The following is a 20,586-nucleotide window of genomic DNA, read 5'->3' as shown; positions in this document are numbered from 1 at the left end:
TCTGAACCGCGCATCGCCATCCCCAGCACCAATCCCGCTGGAAAATCTGAATCACCTATCGACCAAAAACGGAAGCCTTTTTCCGCAGCCTGTTAAGCGTGGTCATGTTCTCGACAGCGACATGGGTGTCCGCTGCCGGGAGCCAACGACCTGAATGACGGTTCGCGACACAAGCATACCCGTTAGCCAATTTAGCTGCCGTTCCCGCGCCGGACGCTGATCGTCCGAATCTGCCTTCCGTTCGTGGTGTTATCGGGGGGGCGACGCTGGCTGGGAGCCATTCGCGACGTTAAGGCGGATAATCGCCATGACGCTCGGTATCGGCCTCCTCGTACTGCTTGCCGCTGTGCTTCACGCAAGCTGGAATGCATTCTTCCGTTCTGGAACCGATAATGGGTTTGGTCAGCGCATCCTCCTGCATGTGCGCCAACAAATTCGTCGAGCCCAGCATCGCCGCCAACGCGCACGCCGTTAGAAGGCGACGGGATCATGGTGGCAACCTCCATTCTGACGCCGCCACCTTTCACCAGTCGATCAAGCCGGTATCCCGGTGCGGGCATAGCGTCAAGTTTGAGCCGCACGGCCTCTGGTGGCACTTTGAGCGGCGCGGCTGGGATGATGGCCTGGTTGCGGCCCGCAATCGCTTCTGGTGCCACATTTGCCGTTCACAAAAGCGTGTGAAGGTCAGACCCCTATGATTGGAACTGACCCCAGCTCGACAAGGTGATTTGGAATTGCCATGGCCGGATGAACGGACATGGAAGCGGGCAATGTCGCGACTACGCTGATGGCAACAGTGTATTAGGTCAGCTCAATCAGGTTGGTCGATAAAGAGAGAAGGGAGGCAAAACAAGAGGAAGTCAACGCACGTCCGACGGACACTTGTTGGACACCACCGCCAAACCAACATAAAAATACAATGCTAACTCATTGAAATATGGTGAGCCCTGCTGGATTCGAACCAGCGACCTACTGATTAAAAGTCAGTTGCTCTACCGACTGAGCTAAGGGCCCGGAAGCGGGTATGGGTGGCCCTAGTGGCGTGGCGCGCTGCGGTCAACCGGCTTTGGCTTTTTCGCACGGGCGTGGAGGTGACGGGTGGTAAGGGCGGTGATCGGGTCGCGCCAGCGGGGGGCGACCTGTTGCAGGGGGCGCAGCACGAAATCGCGGCTCCGAAAGGCAGGGTGGGGGATTGTCAGGCTGCGGCCGTCCACCCGCCCGCCGCTCCACAGCAGAATGTCAAGGTCGAGCGGGCGCGCAGCCCATCGTCTCCCCTGGCGGCGGCCCGCGGCGCGTTCCATGGATTTAAGCGCAGCGAGCACGGCGGGCGGAGGCAGATCGGTGGCGACCAGCGCGGCGGCGTTGGCGTAGCGGCGCAGCGAGGGGCCAAGCGGCGCGGTGTTGATAATCGTCGATCGCGCGATCAGGGAAAAAGGCGGCTGCGCCAGATCGGCAAGAGCCGCGTTCACCATGGCGCGCGGAGTGAGCCGGGCCGAGCGCGCCTGATTGGAGCCAATGCCGAGAGCGTAGAGGAACGGGTTCGCCGCCGCGCCCAATCAGATGTCCTGCACCAGGCGGCCGTAGAGATCCGGGCGGCGGTCGCGGAAGAAACCCATGCCCGCGCGGTGCCGCCGGGCACGGTCCAGATCGAGCGTGGCGACGAGGGCGCCGGTCTGCCAATCCTCGACCTCGGCGACGAATTCGCCCCATTCGTCGCAGATGAAACTGTGACCGTAAAAGGTTGCTTCGTTCGGGCTGTCCTCGCTCGCGCGTTCCGTGCCGATGCGGTTGGCGGCGATCACCGGCATGCAGTTGCTGACCGCATGGCCGAGCATCGCCCGCCGCCACATCTTGCTGGTGTCGAGATCGGTGTCATAGGGTTCCGATCCGATCGCGGTCGGGAAGAGCAGCATTTCCGCGCCCATCAGCGCCATGATACGGGCCGTTTCCGGGTACCACTGGTCCCAGCAGATGCCGACGCCGATCGTGCCATATTTCGTCTCCCACACACGGAACCCCGTGTTGCCGGGGCGGAAAAAATATTTCTCCTCATAGCCCGGCCCGTCGGGAATGTGGCTCTTGCGGTAGGTGCCCATGATCGCGCCGGTATCGTCGATCATCGCGAGGCTGTTGTAATGATGCTGGCCGTCGCGTTCGAAGAAGCTCGTGGGGATATAGACCTGCAACTCGGCGGCGAGCGCCTGCATGGCGAGCACAGCGGGGTGATCGGCCAGCGGGCGGGCCCGGGCGAATTTTTCCTCTTCTTCCGTGACGCAGAAATAATGACCCTCAAACAGTTCGGGCGGCAGGATGATCTTCGCGCCGCGCACCGCAGCCTTGCGGATGTGCCCGCTCACCCGCGCGATATTCTCATCGATATCGTCGGTCAGGGCGAGTTGCAGGGCGGCGACGGTGGCTTTGGTCATCGGGGCTTTCCTAGGCGGCTGGCATCTGCTGGCTGGTGCAGTGGAAGCTCCCGCCGCCGCTCAAGATAGCATCGCTGCGCAGGCCGACAAGGGCGCGTCCGGGAAAGAAGGGGTGCAGCGCGTCGAGCGCGGCATCGTCGTTCGCCGCGCCATAGACCGGGACGACGACAGCGGCATTGCCGATATAGAAGTTCATGTAGGATGCCGGCACCACTTCGCCATCCATCAGCATCCGGCCGGGCGAAGGCATCGGCGCGACGGTGAGGCCATGCGCTTTGGCCCGCGCGGTGGCGTCGGCATAGATCGCCGCATGGGGATCATCGTCGGTGGTCGCTTGGGGAATGGCGATGACGCCGGGCGCGACAAAGCGGGCGAGGTTGTCGACATGGCCGTCGGTATGGTCGTTGACCAGACCCTCGCCCAGCCACAGCATGTCGGACAGGCCGAGTGACCCGGCGAGCAGCGTCTCGATCTGCCCCCGGTCGAGCGCGGGGTTGCGGTTGGGGTTGAGCAGGCACTGCTCGGTCGTGACGAAGAGGCCGGTGCCGTCCGTATCGACCGCGCCGCCCTCGAAGATCCACGGCGCGGTGGCGGTCGGGAGGCCGGTTCCTGCAGCCAGACGCGCGCCGATATCCTCGTCGCCCGCCATCACATATTTGCCGCCCCAGCCGTTGAAGCCAAAATCGACCAGCGCGCGGCTGCCATCCGGGCGGATGACGCAGATCGGACCGGTATCGCGCAGCCAGACATCGCCAATCGGCTCGACGATGACGTCGACGCCCGGTTCCACCAGCGCGCGCGCGATGTCGGCATTGGCGGCATCGCCGACGATCAGGCGCACCGGTTCGCCCGCGCCCCCGGCATGGATGGCGTTGGCGAAGGCGGCGATCTGCCGCTGCGCATCGGCAAAGGGGGCGTGCCATTCCGCCGGATTGGACGGAAAGCCGATCCACACCCATTCATGAAGCGCCCATTCGGCGGGCATATGCAGGGTCATGGGCCAGATTCCTTGATCAGCGGGATGCGCGGCCTTTAACGGCAGGCGGGGCAAAAGCCAATGCGGCTCGGCCCGTGACCGCTTCATTTGGCAGGCGGGCGTGGCTGCGCTATTCCGCTGCCATGTCGGAACAGAATCATCTCTACCTCGTCGATGGCAGCGGCTATATTTTCCGTGCCTATCACCAGCTGCCGCCGCTCACGAACCGGCACGGCCAGCCCGCCGGGGCGGTCTATGGCTATACGGCGATGCTGTGGAAACTCGCGGCCGATCTGCACCACGCGGACGGGCCGACGCATCTCGCGGTGATCTTCGACAAGTCGAGCAAGACGTTCCGCAACGATCTGTACGACCAGTATAAGGCGAACCGCCCGCCCGCACCCGAAGACCTGATCCCCCAGTTCCCGATGATCCGTGACGCGACGCGCGCCTTCTCTTTGCCCTGCATCGAGGAAGAAGGGTTCGAGGCGGACGACATCATCGCCAGCTATACGGTCGAGGCGGTCAAGCGCGGCTGGCACGTCACCATTGTATCGTCGGACAAGGATCTCGCGCAGCTCATTCAGCCGGGCGTCGACATGCTCGACACGATGAAGAACGAGCGGCGCGGTCCCGGCTATGTGCAGGACAAGTTCGGCGTCGATCCAGACAAGCTGGGCGATGTGCTCGCGCTGATGGGCGACAGCGTGGACAATGTGCCGGGCGTTCCGGGCATCGGGCCGAAAACGGCAGCGAAGCTCATCACCGAATATGGCACGCTCGATGCCGTACTCGCGGCCGCCCCGGCTATGAAGCCATCCAAGATGCGCGACAATCTGATCGAGCATGAAGGGATGGCGCGGCTGTCGCGGCAACTGGTGGAGCTGCATCGCGAAGTCCCGTTGCCCGATCCGCTCGACGATCTGGTGCTGGGCGCGATCCCGCCCGAGCCGCTGCGGGAATTTCTGACCTATCACGGGTTCAACTCGCTGCTGACGCGGCTGGATGGATCGTCGGCCGGGGCAGGGGGTGCGATGACCAGCCCCAACGCGCCCCGCGTGCAGATGAAGCTCGCCGGGACCGAGGAGGGGGGTGCGCCCAAGGCCGATCCCGCGCCGGGTTTCATGGCGATGCCGCCGATTGACCGCAGCCTTTACGAAACCGTCACGAGCGAAGACGCGCTCGATCGCTGGATTGCCGAAGCGCGCGCAGAAGGGATCGTCGCGATCGACACCGAGACCGACGCGCTCGATTCCATTACCGCGCGGCTGGTGGGGATCAGCCTGTCGACCGGGCCGGGCCGGGCCTGCTACATCCCGCTCGCCCACGGCGGGACGGACATGTTCGCCGAGAAGCCGGATCAACTGGACGCGGGCTGGACGCTCGCGCGGTTGAAGCCGTTGCTGGAGGATGAGGGCGTGCTCAAGATCGGGCATAATCTCAAATATGATCTCAACGTGCTGGACCGCGCGGCCGCGGGCATCGGCGGGCTGCGCATCGCGCCGTTCGACGACACGATCCTGATGAGTTTCGATCTGGAAGCGGGCAAGGGCCTCGCGGGGCATGGCATGGACGAGGCGGCGCGCGCGCATCTCGACCATGCGTGCATCGGCTTCAAGGATGTCGCGGGGACGGGCAAGAAGGCGATCAGCTTCGCCGAAGTGCCGCTCGACCGCGCCACCGAATATGCCGCCGAGGACGCCGAGGTGACCCTGCGCCTGTGGCACCGGTTCAAGCCACGGCTGCACGCCGAAGGGGTGACGCGCGTCTATGAGCTGGTCGATCGCCCGCTCGTGCCGGTGATCGCCGCCATGGAGCGGACCGGCATCAAGGTGGACCGGGATTATCTCTCCCGACTGTCAGGCGAGTTCGCCGACGGCATCCTCGCGCTCGAAAAGGAAATCCACGAGTATGCGGGCCAGCCTTTCTCGATCGGCAGTCCCAAGCAATTGGGCGAAATCCTGTTCGACAAGCTGGGCCACAAGGGCGGCAAGAAGGGCAAGGCCGGAGGCTATTCCACCGACGTCACGATCCTGGAAAAGCTGAAGGCCGAAGGGTCCGAGATTTCCGGCAAGGTGCTCGAATGGCGGCAGTTTTCGAAGCTGAAGTCGACCTATACCGACGCCCTGCAGGCGCAGATCAACCCGGCGACGGGGCGGGTTCACACCAGCTACAGCCTGACCGGCGCGCAGACCGGGCGCCTGTCCTCGACCGATCCCAATCTCCAGAATATTCCCATCCGTACCGAGATCGGGCGGCAGATCCGCGACGCGTTCATCGCCGAGGAGGGCAAGCTGCTGCTCGCCGCCGACTACAGCCAGATCGAGCTTCGGCTTGCCGCGCATATGGCGGACGTTCCTGCCCTCAAGGAAGCGTTTCTTGCCGGGGAGGACATTCACGCCGCCACCGCGCAGGAACTGTTCGGCCGGGTGGATCGCGAGACGCGTGGTCGGGCGAAAACGATCAACTTCGCGATCCTCTACGGCATATCGCGCTGGGGTCTCGCGGCCCGGCTGGAGATCACTCCCGACGAGGCGCAGGACATGATCGCGCGCTATTACGACCGGTTTCCGGGCATCGGCGTCTATATCGGCGACACGCTGGAAAAGGCGCGGGCGACCGGCTTCACGCAGACTTTATTCGGGCGCAAGACGTGGTTCCCGCGCATCAAGGCGGCGATCCAGCACGAGCGGCAGGGGGCTGAGCGCGCCGCGATTAACGCGCCGATTCAGGGGACGAGCGCCGACATCATCAAGCGGGCGATGGCGCGGATGGGTCCGGCGCTGGAGCGCGCGGGGCTGGCCGAGACCCGGATGCTGCTCCAGGTGCATGACGAACTGGTGTTCGAGGTGCCCGAAGCCGATGCCGAAGCGGCCGGTGCGGTCATCCGCGAGGTGATGGAAAATGCGGCCAGCCCGCTCGTCACCATCAGCGTGCCGCTGGCCGTCGAGGTAGGCACGGGCAAGAGCTGGGGCGCCGCGCACTAACTCCGCGCACCATTTGATCCGCATCAAGGACGCGTCCTCTCGCAATAGGCATCTCTGCCATCCGGATGTTGGCGGAGGATCGGATGGAAAAGGCACAGACGCCGTTCGAGCGGCTGGGGGGCAACGCAGCGGTGGCGGGAATCGTCGATCGCTTCTACGCGCTGATGGACAGCGACCCGGCTTATGCCGATCTGCGCGCGCTGCATGCGGCGGATCTTTCCTCCGCAAGCCATGGCCTGAAGCTGTTCCTCAACGCCTGGCTCGGGGGGCCACGCGACTGGTTCGAGCGCGGGCTGTGCGTGATGTCGCTGCATCGGCGCTTCCCGATTCCGGTTGAAGTCGCCGCGCAGTGGGCGGATGCCATGGCCCGCGCGATCGCCGGGCAACCCGGCGTCGACCGCGAACTGGGGCAGGCTATGGCCGAGCGCCTGGGGCATATGGCGCAGGCGATGATCAATCGGGAGGGCGATCCGCGCAACGCAGCGCCCCATCTGGCGGTGGTGGATTAGGTCTTTAACCGCGCCCCAGCCCGCGTTAGGTTGGCGCATGTCCAGCATCCAAGATCTTCGCCGATGAAGCCCGTTATCTTCGGTCTGGCCGGGGAGCGCCTCAACGCCGATGAGCGCGCGTTCTTCGCGGACAGCGACCCGGCGGGCTATATCCTGTTCAAGCGCAACATCGTCGAGCGGGAGCAATTGCGCGCGCTGACCGACGATCTGCGCGCGCTGCACGGGCGGGACGATCTGCTCATCATGGTCGACCAGGAAGGCGGCCGCGTCGCCCGGATGCAGCCGCCGGTCTGGCCCGCGTTCCCCGCACCCATGCAGTTCGACCGCCTCTACGATCTCGCACCCGCCAGCGCGATCGAGGCGTGCCGCGCCAATGCGCAGGCGATCGCCGCGACGCTGCGCGAGGTGGGCATCAATGTCGATGCGCTCCCGCTGCTCGATGTGCGGCAGGACGGCGCGAGCGACATCATGGGCGACCGCACCCTGGGCGCGGAACCGATGCGCGTTGCGGCGCTGGGCCGGGCGACGATCCATGGACTGCGGCGCGGCGGCGTGGTCGGCATCGTCAAGCATATGCCGGGCCATGGCCGCGCGAGCGTCGACAGCCATCTGGAACTGCCCACCGTCACCGCGAATGAGGGCGAACTGGAAGCGGACATTGCCCCGTTCCGCGCGCTGAACGACGCGCCGATGGGGATGACCGCGCATATCGTGTATACCGCGTGGGATGCGGAACGTCCCGCGAGCCTCTCCCCGGTCGTGATCGAGGAGATCATCCGCGGGCGGATCGGTTTCGACGGCCTTCTGATGTCCGATGATCTCGACATGAAGGCGCTACAGGGCGACATCCCCACGCTGGCGGCGGGAGTCGTCGCGGCGGGATGCGACATTGCGCTCAATTGCTGGGGACGGATGGACGAGATGGTCGGCATCGCCGACGCGCTGCCGGAGATCGGTGCGGTATCCCTCGCACGGCTCGACCGGGCGATGGCAACGCTCTCGGATGCACCGGACCCGGAGCCACTCGACAGCCTAATCGCGCGGCGCGATGCGCTGCTGGGCGTGATGGCCTGAACGATGGCAACGGGGGACATGATCGCGGAGTTCGAGACGGAACTCTTCCCGCCCGATCACCTGAACGCCGCCCGCGCGTCGGCAGATGTCCTGACGGTCAGCTTTGACAGCTGGGAAGGGCCACTCGACCTGCTGCTCACTTTGGCGCGCAGCCAGAAAGTCGACCTGCGCGAAATCTCCATTCTGGCGCTGGTCGAGCAATATCTCGGCTTTATCGAGGGCGCCCGGGCGATGAAGCTCGAACTTGCCGCCGACTATCTCGTCATGGCGGCGTGGCTCGCTTATCTCAAATCGGCGCTGCTGCTGCCGCGCGCCGAGCAGGAACAGCCCTCGCCCGAAGAACTGGCCCTGCGTCTGCAACTGCGCCTTCAGCGTCTTCACGCCATGCGCGACGCAAGCGCGCGGCTGATGGCCCGCGACCGGGTGGGGCGTGACGTGTTCGTGCGCCCCACACCGGAGGGTCTGCGCACCGAAAAGCAGATGGTCTGGCAGGCCGGTCTGTTTGATCTGATCGCCGCCTATGGACAGGTGAAAGCGCGTACCCAGCCGGCGGTGCACTTCGTCGCACGCCGCCCGGTGATGACCCTGGACGATGCGATTGAGCGGGTCGGTCGCCTTATCGGCCAGCATCTCGACTGGACAAGGCTGGAGGCGTTTCTGCCCGATGGCCTGTCTGGCGCGCTTGGGCGCTCGGCGCTCGCCAGCAGCTTTGTCGCGGCGCTCGAACTGGCGCGGCAGGGGCGGGTGCAGATCCGCCAGGAGGAGGCGTTCGCGCCGCTCTATCTGCGTCCGGTGGAGGCGCGTGCATGAGCGTGGAAGAGCCGGACGATTTCCTGCGTGCCGTCGAAGCGGCGGTTTTCGCCAGCGCCGAGCCGATCAGCACCACCGAACTGCGCGGGCATGTGGGCGAAGGGGGTGACATCATCGCCGCGTTAACCCGGCTGGCGGAGGATTATGCCGGGCGGGGCGTCAATCTGGTCGAGCGCGGTGGGCGCTGGCATTTCCAGACCGCGCCGGACCTGGCCTATATCCTGAGGCGCGAGAAGGATGAACCCCGCAAGCTGTCCCGCGCGGGCATGGAGACGCTGGCGATCGTCGCCTATCATGAGCCCGTCAGCCGTGCCGAGATCGAGGCGATCCGGGGCGTGCAGGTGGCGAAGGGAACACTCGACGTCCTGATGCAGGCCGGGTGGATTCGCCCGGCCGGGCGGCGCGAGGTACCGGGGCGGCCACTCATTTACGCCACCACATCGGATTTCCTGACCCATTTTGGGTTGGCGAGCCGCCGTGACCTGCCCGGAATCGAGGATTTGCGTGCGGCTGGGCTGCTGGATCCGGTCGATCTGGCGCTGGAAGACCTTATGGGAAATTCGACGCTGGAAAACGATCCTGAAGAAGCCTAGATAGAGGCTTCACGCAAGGAGATTTTGACATGGGTGGCCTTAGCATCTGGCATTGGCTGGTCGTTGGCATTGTAGTGATGCTGTTGTTCGGCAAGGGCCGTTTTTCCGATCTGATGGGCGATGTCGCCAAGGGTATCAAGAGCTTCAAGAAGGGCATGGCGGAGGACGAGGATATCCCCCCCGCGCGTCCGGCGTCACGCATTGAAGGCCAGGCGGCGCCCGTCGATGGCGCAGCGAGCTCGGTACGGGATGAACAGAAACAGGGCTGAATCCCGAATTAGTCAGGCGTATTGATGTTTGGACTGGATTCCGGCGAATTTCTGGTGATCGCCATCGTGGCGATTGTCGTGATCGGCCCGAAAGACCTGCCCCGCGTGCTGTACAAGGTCGGGCAGGTGATGGGGAAAGCGCGGGCGATGTCCCGCCATTTCCGCAGCGGCATCGACGCGATGGTCCGGGAAGTGGAACTGGAAGAGCTGGAAAAGAAATGGGCGGCCGATAATCGCCGGATCATGGGCGAACATCCCATGGAATCGCTTGATGCGCCTGCTCCGGCATCCTCCGCCGCGGTTGAAGAGGCAGACAGTGCGATGACCGCCATGGCTGACGGCACGGCGAGCGCGTCTTCCGCTGCCGCGATCGCGCCAAAGGGCGACCCGGCATGATGGACATTGATGAGAGCAAGGCGCCCTTGCTCGAACATCTGATCGAACTGCGCGGGCGGTTGCTGAAAAGCATTGTCGCGCTGCTGATCTGTTTTGCGGTCTGTTTTTATTTTTCGGACAAGCTGTTCGCGTTTCTCGTACAGCCGCTCAAGGAAGCGTTTGGGCCTGAGGGCGGGCGGCTGGTCTACACCAAATTATACGAAGCATTTTTCGTGCAGGTGAAAATCGCGCTGTTCGGCGGCTTCTTCCTGTCCTTCCCGATTATCGCGAACCAGCTCTGGGCGTTCGTTGCACCGGGCCTTTATGCCAAGGAAAAGAAGGCGCTGTTGCCCTTTCTGTTGGCGACACCGGTGCTGTTCATCTCGGGGGCGGCGCTTGCCTATTATGTGGTAATGCCAACCGCATTCCACTTTTTCCTGAAATTTCAGGGGAACAGCAGCGGCCTTCAGGTCGAGGCACTGCCCAGCACCGATGCCTATCTCTCGCTGGTGATGCAGTTCATCCTGGCGTTCGGGATCAGCTTTTTGATGCCGGTGCTGCTGATGCTGCTCAATCGGGCCGGGTTGGTCAGCCGCACACAACTGCTGGGGATGCGGCGATACATGATCGTCGCGGCGTTCATCGTTGCGGCTGTGCTGACTCCGCCTGACGTCGTGTCACAGCTCATGCTCGCGATCCCGCTCATTCTGCTTTACGAGATGACTCTGGTCGTCATCTGGTTCACCGAGCGCAGGGAAAAGGCGTCACGGGCGATCGAGGCGGTAAAGTAGGACGGAAGGCGGACCTTCCGTCCCATAACGCTTAGTTGGCGGCCTTTTCCACGGCGGATCCGGCGCTCTTGACGTCCTTGCCTGCGCCTTCGACCGTGTTGCAGGCCGCGAGAGCCAGCGACGACGTCAGAATGAATGCGGCGATAAGTTTGCGGGTCATGATGATAACCTTCCTGATGGAGCAATAGCGCGACCGATAGCGGTCACGGGGATAACCCGGCAGCTCCGGCTTCGTTCCCGAGCGGTGCGTAGGACATGGAAAGGCCCCGAAACGTGTTGAGCCCGGAACGCGGGTGGGGGGAGAAGGCGTTCCGGGCTCATATTTTGGACGGCGATAGCGGGGGGCAAAGGGTCGCCATCCGAAGAATAAAACGGGCATGGCGAATGTTGGTTCCGGCACTTTTCAAAAAAAATGCGTGCACATGAATTTTCCGGGAAACCCACGGAAAACAGGCAATTTTTAGAAGAGCGGGCGGCCCGTGTTGCGATATTCGGCGCGAATCGTCGATTCGGGCAGGCCGGTTTCTTCGGGGCTTGTCTGGGGGGCGGGAGGGAGGGAAACCATCGCGGGGTTTTGCGGCAGGACCGTGTCGTTCGTGGCGGGGAAGGGCGTTTGTAGAGCCGTTGCTACGCGCGGTGCGGGGCCGGGGGCAGGCTCGCGGCCGGCATAGGTATCGGTAAAGCGCGCTTCCCGCCCATCCGCGCCGCGCATCGCGTAAAAGATATGCGCGCCGACGACCGCCACCGGATCGAGCTGATTGGCCCATGCCGGGTGGACTGCGAGCGTGTGGTAAAAGGTCGCAAGACCCACCGGTGCGAAGCGCCGTCCCGCGAGCGCGTCAGCGGCCACGCGCTGCGCCCGTGCCCATTTCGCGCCCATCGGAAAGCGCATGACCGATCCATCACAGCTGAACGTGAACTGGCAACGCTGGTCGACGCGCTCCGACCCCTGATAGACGACGCCGCACACGCTGTTGGGCCAGGCGGGATGGCGCACCCGGTTGAGAATGACCTGCGCAACCGCGCGCTGGCCTTCGTCGGGCTCATTGGCCGCTTCGTAATAAATGGCGGACGTCAGGCACGCGAGCGCACGATAGCGGTCGAGTGCGCTCAGTCCGGCCATCGCAAAAGGAGGCGCTTCTGTGGTGCGGGACAGTTGCAGGACATGCGGCACAGCGGACGGTGCGGACCGGATGTCCGGCCTCCCAATCGGGGAAAACGCCCCTTCGGCAAAGAAGAACGCCGAACCGGGAAAATTTTGTCCGGCCGTTTCCAGCGGTTGCGAGGAAGCGTTTCGCTCTTCCGTCACGCTGTCGAGCGCGAAGAACAGATGGGCCGAGGCGGAGGGCCAGAAACGCGGGGCGGCAATCAGCAACAGGACTGCCAGAACGAGCGCCCACCGCCAGCCAAAGCGCGCCGACGCGAAGCTTCGCGTGCGTGCCGTAGGGCGGAAAGAAAGGGAGCGTGCCGGTTCCATGGTTTTCGCATGCGCGAAATATCATAAGTTTTGGCTAAATGCCGCCCGAGAATCCGCCCTGTCCCGCTGCGAGACATTAACCATGCGGGCGGCAGGTTCCACAAATCCGTGTTTCAGCGGGCGAGCTTTCGCTTGCTTGGCAGTTTCCGCCCCTCGCGCTATGTGCAGGACATGATGGTGATTTCCGACACGCTCGCGCTCATAGGCAACACTCCGCTGGTTCGGCTTTCCGGCCCCTCGCATGCCAGCGGCTGCGACATCTACGGCAAGTGCGAGTTCGCCAATCCGGGTGCTTCGGTCAAGGATCGCGCCGCGTTGTTCATCGTACGCGATGCCGAAGAAAAGGGGCTTCTGAAGCCCGGCGGCACCATCGTCGAAGGAACGGCAGGCAATACCGGCATCGGTCTGGCGCTGGTCGCCAATGCACGCGGGTACAAGACGATCATCGTCATGCCCGAGACCCAGAGCAAGGAAAAGATGGACACGCTGCGTGCGTTGGGCGCGGAGCTGGTGCTGGTTCCGGCGGCACCCTATTCCAACCCTGGCCATTTCGTTCACACGTCCCGCCGCATCGCCGAGGAGACGGAAGGGGCGATCTGGGCCAACCAGTTTGACAATATCGCCAACCGTCGCGCGCATATCGTCGGCACGGCCGAGGAAATCTGGACCCAGATGGACGGGCGGATCGATGGATTTGTCTGCGCAGCCGGAACCGGCGGCACGATCGCGGGTGTCGGGCTGGGGCTGAAAAGCAAGGATGAGGCGATCACCATTGGCCTGGCGGATCCCTATGGCGCGGCGCTCTACAATTATTATGCGCATGGCGAGCTGAAGGCGGAGGGCACTTCGGTGGCCGAGGGCATCGGCCAGGGCCGCATTACCGGCAATCTTGAAGGCGCGCCGATCGATACGCAATTCCGCATTTCCGACGAGGAAGGCCTCGAGTGGGTGCGTCGCCTGCTCGCCGAGGAAGGGCTGTGTCTGGGCCTGTCGAGCGGCATCAACGTCGCGGGCGCGGTGGCGCTGGGCAAGCGACTGGGGCCGGGCAAACGGATCGTCACGATTCTGTGCGATACGGGCTTCCGCTACCTCTCCACACTCTACAATGCCGAATGGCTTGAATCCAAGGGCTTGACGGTGTTCCCCTGGCTGGCGCACAAGGCGGCATAGACAGTCGGCCAGTTTCGAGCGGTGAGCTGTTGGCTTGCCCATGGCCCGGATGAGAAGTTGCCCATGCCCGATACGGCGCGTCGTAAGGAAGAAATGCAAAGGGTTCAGGTTGGCCTGACGGGCCTTGCTGGCATTCTGCTGATGGTCGGGCTGGTCAATATCGTGGTGGAAAAGGTGCGGAACGAGGATGCGTCCTCGCTCACGACCGTGGTCCCTGCCAATGCTACGGACGCTACCAATGCTTCTGCTCAGCGTAACGAACCGCTGGCCGAACTGGGCGTAACGCCCGTTTCGGAACCCTCCGCGTCGGTGGTCGAGGATCTGCGTCCCGATCCCAAGCTGCGTACGCGCATGGACCAGACGACGCCGCAACAGCAACAACGCTGACATGCCGGACAATTGGTCGGCGTGGAAACGGGACACGACGCCTGCCCTCCTGACGTTTGCGGTGCTTGTCCTGATCGTGCTGTCGGGCCTTTTGCCGTTTGCGATGATTCTCGGCATTCCATCCGCAGGAGTCGTCGAGACCGGGCAGGCCGTTCCGGCGCGCTGGTGGGTGGGTATTCTCGTAGGGCTGGCGGCGCTTGCGATCCTGCTCTGGCGACGGAGCGGGCGGGATCGTTTGTGGTGGCTCGGCGTGGCCGCGATCGGCGCGATGGTGATGATCGTGACGCTCTGTCAGGCCGCGGTTGGCAGCGCGGCGCAGGGCGGCGCGGAGCATGCCGTCGGGAACCGGTCGCCAGCGGCGGTGGTGACCGCACTACCGCTGTTCTGGACGGAAGATCCCATTGCCGATTTCTCAGTGGGCGCGCCAACCGACAGGCAGGCGTTTGTGCACGCCAGCCGGCACCGGCTGGTTCCGCTCGATCAACTCAACGGCGCGGCACTTAGCGGCGTTGACCGTCTGCTGCTGGTCCAGCCGCGCGCGCTGGCACCACAGGAACTGGTGGCGCTCGACCATTGGGTGCGGGCGGGCGGCAGACTGGTGATCCTTGCCGATCCGCTGTTGCTCTGGCCGAGCGCCTTTCCGCTGGGCGACCGGCGCAGGCCGCCGTTGACCAGCCTGCTCGATCCGCTGCTGGCGCATTGGGGGTTGCGACTGGAACCCGCGACGATGGCGGGCGAGCCGGTCCAGCGCCGGAGGCTGCCGGGCGGTGCCGTGCTGATGGTCGCGGGTGCATCCCGTTTCGCGCGCACCGGGACGTTGTGCAATCTCGCCGAGGGGGCCCTGCTGGCGTCTTGCCGTATCGGGGGCGGGCAGGTGCGGCTGATCGCAGATGCCGACATGATCGACGATCGCCTTTGGCTCGCGGATGCCCGTCATCCCAGGGAGCCTGCCGCCACCGCCGCGGACACAGTCGCGGTTATCGATCACTGGCTGGATGCGCCGCTTGGCGACGCACCGCCCCGGCGCAATCGGATCCGGGACGAAGCAAGCTTGCGCAGCGGGTTGCGGGCGGCGCTGGTGGTCGGGATCGTCTGGGTGGGACTGGGATTCGCCCTGAAACGAGTCGGGAAATCATGGAGAATGCGGGAAAAATGACGCTCGGCATGAGTACAAAACAAAAACAGCAATGGTGCGATCTCAATTGAAACTGGCGGAATTCCACGCCGCCACAGATTTTCCCGTCTAGTCCCAAAATTTCCCCTTCCATCCCAGCCTGTCCCTTGATACTCATGCGGTGTCGAAAGGGGCTGTTCAGGCACACTGATTCAAGCACCGCAGGGTTGGGCTGACTGCCCGATGCTGCGGGCGGTGGCCTGTTGCCTCGGTGAGCCGAGGGGTTTTGGGGCAGGAACAGCGTGGCAGAGGGCATCATCTATTCAGGCAGCGCGATCAGCGTTGCGGATAGCAAGGGACGGTTCGTCCTGCCCCTCGATATGCGTAAACTCCTCAAACATTCCAGCGGCGATACCCGCCTCTGCCTTTCGATCCACAGCAGCCTCAAATGCGCGGTCGGTTTCGGCCTGTCCCACAAGCAATGGCTGGAAGACGAAGTCGTCGAAATGGAACGCGCGGCGCGCGATAACGGGGTCGCGTTCGACGGCGACGCCGAACGGGAGCGCCGCTTCGCCGACGTGGAAGATCTGAATTTCGACGACGGTGGCCGCTTTTTCCTGCCCGCCGATATCAAACGTCTGATCGGGATCGAGGACGTCATCGTGTTCTCCGGCGTCAGCCGCTATATCCAGATGTGGGAACCCAAAACGCTTCTCGCCAGCGACGGGCGCAGCCCCCGCCTGCGCGCCAAGGTCGAGGCGTTCCTGGAAGAACGCGCGGCAGAGGGAAAGGCGTGATGAACGCGGAAACCCTCACCCCTGGTCCTGCATCGACCGACGCTGCGCCGCACATTCCCGTCCTGCTTGATGAAGTGCTCGACGCGCTCGCCATTGCCCCGGGCGAAACGCATGTCGACGGCACCTATGGAGCGGGCGGATACAGCCGTGCGATGGCCCGGCGCGGCGCGCATGTGATCGCCATCGACCGCGATCCGGAAGCGATTGCCGAGGGGCAGGAGCGGATCGCGCGCGCGGGGGACGCCATTCGCCTGCTCGAAGGGCCGTTCTCCGCGATGCAGGCCCTGCTCGCACAGGCAGATGTCGCCTCGGTCTCGGGCGTTACGCTCGATATCGGCGTGTCTTCCATGCAGCTCGATCGGGCGGAGCGCGGTTTCTCGTTCCAGTCCGACGGGCCGCTCGACATGCGGATGAGCAAGGCAGGCGTCAGCGCCGCCGATTTCCTCAATTCCGCTGACGAGGAAGAGATCGCCAACGTCCTCTATCGCTACGGCGAGGAACCCCGGTCGCGTCGGGTCGCACGCGCGATCGTCGCCGCCCGTCCGCTCAGCCGGACGGGCGAGCTGGCGAACGTCGTACGGCGGGCGCTCGGCCACAAGCCTCACGACAAGAAGGATCCCGCGACGCGCGCGTTCCAGGCGATCCGCATTCACCTCAACCAGGAACTGGAAGAGTTGGAACGTGGTTTGGAGGCGGCGGAGGCTGTGTTGGAACCGGGCGGCCGCCTCGCGGTCGTCACGTTTCATAGTCTCGAAGACCGTATCGTGAAACAGTTCCTGCGCCAGCGCAGCGGCAGCGAGGCGGGCGGATCACGCCACCGTCCGGAAGCGGCGCCGACCCACGCTCCGACCTTTGCCAAGCCCGCCAAGGCCGTGCGCCCCTCTGCCCGCGAGCTCGCTGCCAATCCACGCGCCCGGTCCGCCACGCTGCGCAGCGCGATCCGATCGGGCGCGCTCACTACTTCTGCTCACACCCCCGCTCCGGAGACACGGACATGATCGCCGTCAAACGTCTGCAAAGCCTGTTCTGGGTGCTGGTCGTCGCGCTCGGTGCGTTGTCGGCCTATCTGGTGTCGCTGCGGGTCGCGACCGAGCGCAACGAGCTGGTCCGGGTGCGGACGCAGATCGCCTCGGCGCGGGCGGACATCCGTTATCTGGAAACGGAATTCGGCGCGCGCGCCAACATGCGCCAGCTCGAAAAATGGAACGCCGAGGATCTGCGCTATTCGACCTTAACGGCGTCCCATTATCTGAACGGCGAGCGGGCACTGGCGCATCTCGACGGCATTGCGCCCAACGGCCCCGCGTTCGTCGCGCCGCCGGTGATGGTGGCGATGGTCGAAAACGCGCAGGATCTGCCCTCCGCTCCGCAGGCAGGCGCGGCCAGCCCCGCCGCCAGCCAGATCCGGAGCGATGTCGCGGTGATCCGCACCGCCCAGATACAGTCCGATGTCGTCGCCCGTCCGGTCAGCACCAGCCGGGTGGCGAGCGTAGGGATCGCCACGGCAACCGCCGCCGTGCCCAAGGCCGGTACGCTCCGGGTCACGATCCCGGCGCCTGCACCCAAGGGTTCGGCGCAGATGGCAAGCACCGTCGCGCGCAAGGCGGAACGCATGGCGATGCTCGATTCCCGGTTGCTTGATGATGGAACGCTGGGTGACATAGGGCGACGCGCCGCCGCCGAGAAGCGCGGCGAGGTGCACTGATGGCGACAATTGTCGTCCGCCACGATCGCCTATCGGTACGCCGTCAAACCGTTAATCTGACGGCGCTCGCGCATAAACGGCTGATGATCCTGCTGCTGCTGCTCACCGCCGTGTGCGCGGTTCTGGTGGTGCGGCTGTTCTGGATGGGCGTCGTGGCCTCGACATCCGGATCGCGCGGCGTGGCGGGCGGCGCGGTGCCCGCGCGGGCAGACATTGTCGACCGCAATGGCCTGCCGCTGGCGCGCACCATGGACGGCTATGCGATTTCGGTTCGACCCAGCAAGCTTCTGGGCGATCCGCAGGAGCTCGCGGCAAAGCTGCACGAGATTTTTCCCGACACTGAAGCGGTAGAGTTCCATCGGCTTCTCACCGGTAAGCGTTGGGCCTATCTGCGCCATCGCGCGCTGCCCGAGCAGGTGGCGGCAGTCAATGCGCTGGGCGAAATCGGCATCGAATTCCCGCGCGAAAAAGAGCGGCTTTATCCGCAGCGTACCCTTGCGGCACATGTGCTGGGTTTCGCGCCGGTCGACGGGCAGGGCGGCATGGGGGTCGAGGCGGCGTTCAACGACCGGCTAACCAACCGCGACATGCTGGGCACTCCACTGGTGCTCTCGCTCGACAGCCGTGTGCAGGGCGCACTGGAAAGTGAGCTTTATGCGGGGATGGTCGATCAAAAGGCAAAGGGCGCGACCGGGATCGTGTTGGATGCCAACACCGGCGAAGTGATTGCGATGGCGTCGCTGCCGGTGTTCGACCCCAATAAGCTGGGCAAGGATGACAACGCGCGGCGCAATGATGTGGTGCAATCGCGCTACGAACTGGGATCGACGTTCAAGCCGCTTTCGATCGCGGCGGCGATGGACAATGGCACGGTGACGTCGATGTCGCGCCGCTATGACGCGACCGCGCCGTTGCAGGTCGGCGGCTTCCGTATCAAGGACGACCATCCGCTCGGCCGTTGGCTCAACGTACCGGAAACGCTGGTGCACAGCTCCAACATCGTGACCGCTCGTATCGCCGACGAGATGGGGGCCGGGCCGATGCAGAAGGTCTATCGGTCGCTGGAGTTCGACCAGCGCCCGAGCATCGAGCTGCGGGAGCGGTCGCGCACCCTATGGCCGAGCAGCTGGGGCCGCATCACGACCATGACGGTTGCGTACGGCCATGGCATTGCGGTGACCCCGCTGCATCTCGCGAGCGCATACGCCGCACTGGTCAACGGCGGCATCTGGCGTCCCGCGACGGTGTTGCGGCTGAAGCCCGATCAGGTCCCCGCGGGACGTCGAGTCTTTACCGCCGCGACCAGCGCGCGGATGCGCCAATTGCTGCGCATGATCGTCTCCGCCGGGACGGGACGGAGCGCCAATGCGCCGGGCTATCGCGTCGGCGGCAAGACCGGATCGGCCGAAAAACCGTTCGAAGGCGGCTATGCGCGGCATTCGCTGGTGACGACCTTTGCGGCGGCGTTCCCCATGGACAATCCCAAATACATCGTTCTCACCATGATGGACGAACCGCAGGGCGGCAGCGAGCATCCCGGCCTGCGCACGGCCGCCTTCACCGCTGCCCCCGTGGTCAAGCGCGTGGTCGAACGCATTGGACCCATGCTCGATATTCTCCCGGATGAACGACGGGACGTTGACATATCCGAACTGATGCCGCTCCTGTGGAAGGCAGAAGGAGAGGAATGATGCGTCTCGATGCATTGGTCGACGGACTGCCTGCGGAAACGGGGGCGGTACCGGTCGGTGGCTTTGCCATCGACCACCGCAAGGTCGCGCCGGGCACGATCTTCGGCGCGTTCGAGGGCGCGCGCGTTAATGGCGAGGATTTCATCGCGCAGGCCGTGGCGTCTGGTGCGATCGCGGTCGTGGCGCGTCCCCAGGCCAAGGTCGAGGGCGCGGTTCATATTGCCGATGCCAATCCCCGTCGCCTCTTCGCAGAACTGGCCGCGCGGTATTTCGCGCCATTCCCCGATGTGTGCGTGGCGGTGACGGGCACCAACGGCAAGACATCGACCGTGGAACTGACCCGGCAATTGTGGCGGATGCTCGGGCATCGCTCCGCGTCGATCGGGACGCTGGGCGTCACGACGGCGGTGGATCAGGTCTCCACCGGGCTGACGACGCCCGATATCGTGACCTTCCTCGCCAACATGGCTGGTCTGCGCAAGGAAGGGATCACACACGCCGCGTTCGAGGCGTCAAGCCATGGCCTCTCGCAATACCGGACCGAAGGGCTGCCGGTACAGGCCGCGGCGTTTACCAACCTGTCGCGCGATCATCTCGATTATCATGGCGATATGGACAGTTATTTCGATGCGAAGATGCGGCTGTTCGACGAAGTGGTGTCGGACGACGGCACTGCGGTGATCTGGGCTGACGATCCCAAGTCCGGCGATGTGATCGCGCGGGCCGAAAAGCGTGGCCTTAACGTCATGACCGTGGGCAAGAACGGTGATACGCTGAAGCTGGTTGGGCGTAAACCGACGCATCTGGGCCAGCGGATGACGGTGATGGCCGATGGCAACGAATTCCAGGTCGATCTGCCGCTGATCGGCGGGTATCAGGCCGCGAATGCGCTGGTTTCTGCCGGACTGGTGATCGCGACAGGAGGAAAGACCGCCGATGTGCTGGGCTTCCTCTCGCGCCTTCAACCGGTGCGGGGACGGCTGGAGCGCGCCGTGGTAAGCAGCAAGGGTGCACCCGTCTACGTCGATTACGCCCATACGCCCGACGGGCTGCGCGCCGCGATCGAGGCGCTGCGTCCGCATACACGGGGCAAGCTGATTGCGCTGTTTGGCGCGGGCGGAGATCGCGATGCGGGCAAGCGTCCGCTGATGGGCGCAACGGCGGCGGAACTGGCCGACCATGTGATCGTGACAGACGACAATCCCCGTTCCGAAGATCCTGCCGCGATCCGCGCGGCGGTCATGGCCGGTGCTCCCGGTGCGGAAGAGATCGGCGGGCGGCGCGCGGCGATCGCCGCCGCGATCGCGCAGGCCGGGCCGGACGATATCGTGCTGCTCGCAGGCAAGGGGCATGAACAGGGGCAGGTGATCGGCGACCGTGTGCTTCCCTTCGACGATGTGACCGTCGCGCGCGAGTGCGCGCGCTGATGGGGCAG

22 protein-coding genes and 1 tRNA gene are annotated in these 20,586 nt (G+C 64.6%); 16 read left to right on the top strand and 7 right to left on the bottom strand.

The features are described 5' to 3' along the window. Positions 1 to 289: 289 nt before the first annotated feature. The 5 genes from FHS92_RS06760 to FHS92_RS06740 all read right to left on the bottom strand — a co-directional run bounded on the left by FHS92_RS06760 (position 290) and on the right by FHS92_RS06740 (position 3,423). Positions 290 to 460, bottom strand: coding sequence for a hypothetical protein (locus FHS92_RS06760; protein WP_184078620.1), 171 nt, complete (start codon positions 458 to 460; stop codon positions 290 to 292). 478 nt (positions 461 to 938) lie between these two features. Then, positions 939 to 1,014 (bottom strand) — tRNA-Lys (locus FHS92_RS06755). 20 nt (positions 1,015 to 1,034) lie between these two features. Beyond that, a complete protein-coding gene (gene folK / locus FHS92_RS06750; RefSeq protein WP_184078618.1) occupies positions 1,035 to 1,556 on the bottom strand; it encodes a 2-amino-4-hydroxy-6-hydroxymethyldihydropteridine diphosphokinase in 522 nt (173 codons plus the stop codon). Continuing rightward, positions 1,557 to 2,426 (bottom strand): N-carbamoylputrescine amidase, encoded by an 870-nt coding sequence (aguB, locus tag FHS92_RS06745; RefSeq protein ID WP_184078616.1) that lies wholly within the window; start codon positions 2,424 to 2,426, stop codon positions 1,557 to 1,559. A 10-nt stretch (positions 2,427 to 2,436) separates the two neighbouring features. After that, positions 2,437 to 3,423: an agmatine deiminase family protein gene (locus FHS92_RS06740; protein ID WP_184078614.1), complete on the bottom strand. Its 987-nt coding sequence runs from the start codon at positions 3,421 to 3,423 to the stop codon at positions 2,437 to 2,439. A gap of 122 nt (positions 3,424 to 3,545) precedes the next feature. On the opposite strand from FHS92_RS06740, the gene polA reads away from it, so the two are divergent. The 8 genes from polA (at position 3,546) to tatC (ending at position 10,810) form a co-directional block, all read left to right on the top strand. After that, a complete protein-coding gene (gene polA, locus FHS92_RS06735) occupies positions 3,546 to 6,389 on the top strand; it encodes a DNA polymerase I (RefSeq protein WP_184078914.1) in 2,844 nt (947 codons plus the stop codon). A gap of 83 nt (positions 6,390 to 6,472) precedes the next feature. After that, complete coding sequence (locus FHS92_RS06730; RefSeq protein ID WP_184078612.1) at positions 6,473 to 6,898, top strand: globin domain-containing protein; 426 nt, start codon at positions 6,473 to 6,475, stop codon at positions 6,896 to 6,898. 63 nt (positions 6,899 to 6,961) lie between these two features. After that, a complete protein-coding gene (gene nagZ, locus FHS92_RS06725) occupies positions 6,962 to 7,972 on the top strand; it encodes a beta-N-acetylhexosaminidase (RefSeq protein WP_184078610.1) in 1,011 nt (336 codons plus the stop codon). Positions 7,973 to 7,990: 18 nt separating this feature from the next. Next, complete coding sequence (locus FHS92_RS06720; RefSeq protein WP_184078912.1) at positions 7,991 to 8,782, top strand: segregation and condensation protein A; 792 nt, start codon at positions 7,991 to 7,993, stop codon at positions 8,780 to 8,782. Then, entirely contained in the window at positions 8,779 to 9,375 is a 597-nt protein-coding gene (gene scpB / locus FHS92_RS06715) for an SMC-Scp complex subunit ScpB (protein WP_184078608.1), read from the top strand. Before FHS92_RS06720 ends, scpB begins: the two co-directional genes overlap by 4 nt. Before the next feature lie 29 nt (positions 9,376 to 9,404). Continuing rightward, the gene (locus tag FHS92_RS06710; RefSeq protein ID WP_184078606.1) at positions 9,405 to 9,644 is read left to right on the top strand and encodes a twin-arginine translocase TatA/TatE family subunit; all 240 of its coding nucleotides are present in this window, start codon (positions 9,405 to 9,407) and stop codon (positions 9,642 to 9,644) included. Between the two features lie 24 nt (positions 9,645 to 9,668). Beyond that, positions 9,669 to 10,040, top strand: a complete 372-nt coding sequence (locus tag FHS92_RS18280) for a twin-arginine translocase TatA/TatE family subunit (protein WP_246351782.1) — start codon at positions 9,669 to 9,671, stop codon at positions 10,038 to 10,040. After that, positions 10,037 to 10,810 carry a twin-arginine translocase subunit TatC gene (gene tatC, locus FHS92_RS06700; RefSeq protein WP_184078604.1) on the top strand — a complete coding sequence of 258 codons (774 nt, stop codon included), beginning with the start codon at positions 10,037 to 10,039 and terminating at the stop codon, positions 10,808 to 10,810. Before FHS92_RS18280 ends, tatC begins: the two co-directional genes overlap by 4 nt. A gap of 31 nt (positions 10,811 to 10,841) precedes the next feature. Here tatC and FHS92_RS06695 read toward each other — a convergent pair whose 3' ends face one another. Beyond that, entirely contained in the window at positions 10,842 to 10,970 is a 129-nt protein-coding gene (locus FHS92_RS06695) for an entericidin A/B family lipoprotein (protein WP_184078602.1), read from the bottom strand. Between the two features lie 300 nt (positions 10,971 to 11,270). Then, positions 11,271 to 12,287, bottom strand: a complete 1,017-nt coding sequence (locus FHS92_RS06690; protein ID WP_184078600.1) for a cell wall hydrolase — start codon at positions 12,285 to 12,287, stop codon at positions 11,271 to 11,273. A gap of 171 nt (positions 12,288 to 12,458) precedes the next feature. Between FHS92_RS06690 and FHS92_RS06685 the strand changes: the two genes are divergently transcribed. From FHS92_RS06685 to FHS92_RS06650, 8 genes are all read left to right on the top strand, one after another. Further along, positions 12,459 to 13,457: a cysteine synthase A gene (locus FHS92_RS06685; protein ID WP_184078910.1), complete on the top strand. Its 999-nt coding sequence runs from the start codon at positions 12,459 to 12,461 to the stop codon at positions 13,455 to 13,457. A gap of 63 nt (positions 13,458 to 13,520) precedes the next feature. Beyond that, entirely contained in the window at positions 13,521 to 13,844 is a 324-nt protein-coding gene (locus tag FHS92_RS06680) for a hypothetical protein (RefSeq protein ID WP_184078598.1), read from the top strand. A gap of 1 nt (position 13,845) precedes the next feature. Beyond that, entirely contained in the window at positions 13,846 to 15,000 is a 1,155-nt protein-coding gene (locus tag FHS92_RS06675) for a Gldg family protein (RefSeq protein WP_184078596.1), read from the top strand. 260 nt (positions 15,001 to 15,260) lie between these two features. Continuing rightward, positions 15,261 to 15,755 (top strand): division/cell wall cluster transcriptional repressor MraZ, encoded by a 495-nt coding sequence (locus FHS92_RS06670; protein WP_184078595.1) that lies wholly within the window; start codon positions 15,261 to 15,263, stop codon positions 15,753 to 15,755. After that, complete coding sequence (gene rsmH, locus FHS92_RS06665; RefSeq protein WP_184078594.1) at positions 15,755 to 16,753, top strand: 16S rRNA (cytosine(1402)-N(4))-methyltransferase RsmH; 999 nt, start codon at positions 15,755 to 15,757, stop codon at positions 16,751 to 16,753. The genes FHS92_RS06670 and rsmH overlap by 1 nt, the downstream gene beginning before the upstream one ends. Next, a complete protein-coding gene (locus FHS92_RS06660; protein ID WP_184078593.1) occupies positions 16,750 to 17,460 on the top strand; it encodes a colicin transporter in 711 nt (236 codons plus the stop codon). Before rsmH ends, FHS92_RS06660 begins: the two co-directional genes overlap by 4 nt. After that, positions 17,460 to 19,151: a peptidoglycan D,D-transpeptidase FtsI family protein gene (locus FHS92_RS06655; RefSeq protein ID WP_184078592.1), complete on the top strand. Its 1,692-nt coding sequence runs from the start codon at positions 17,460 to 17,462 to the stop codon at positions 19,149 to 19,151. The genes FHS92_RS06660 and FHS92_RS06655 overlap by 1 nt, the downstream gene beginning before the upstream one ends. Beyond that, positions 19,151 to 20,578 (top strand): UDP-N-acetylmuramoyl-L-alanyl-D-glutamate--2,6-diaminopimelate ligase, encoded by a 1,428-nt coding sequence (locus tag FHS92_RS06650; RefSeq protein WP_184078908.1) that lies wholly within the window; start codon positions 19,151 to 19,153, stop codon positions 20,576 to 20,578. The genes FHS92_RS06655 and FHS92_RS06650 overlap by 1 nt, the downstream gene beginning before the upstream one ends. Positions 20,579 to 20,586: the final 8 nt, after the last annotated feature.

Origin of the sequence: Sphingobium subterraneum (assembly GCF_014199435.1) — a bacterium.
GTDB lineage: Bacteria > Pseudomonadota > Alphaproteobacteria > Sphingomonadales > Sphingomonadaceae > Sphingobium > Sphingobium subterraneum.
Note: the sequence above shows the minus strand (reverse complement) of the source record. Positions and strands in the feature narration are given on the sequence as shown.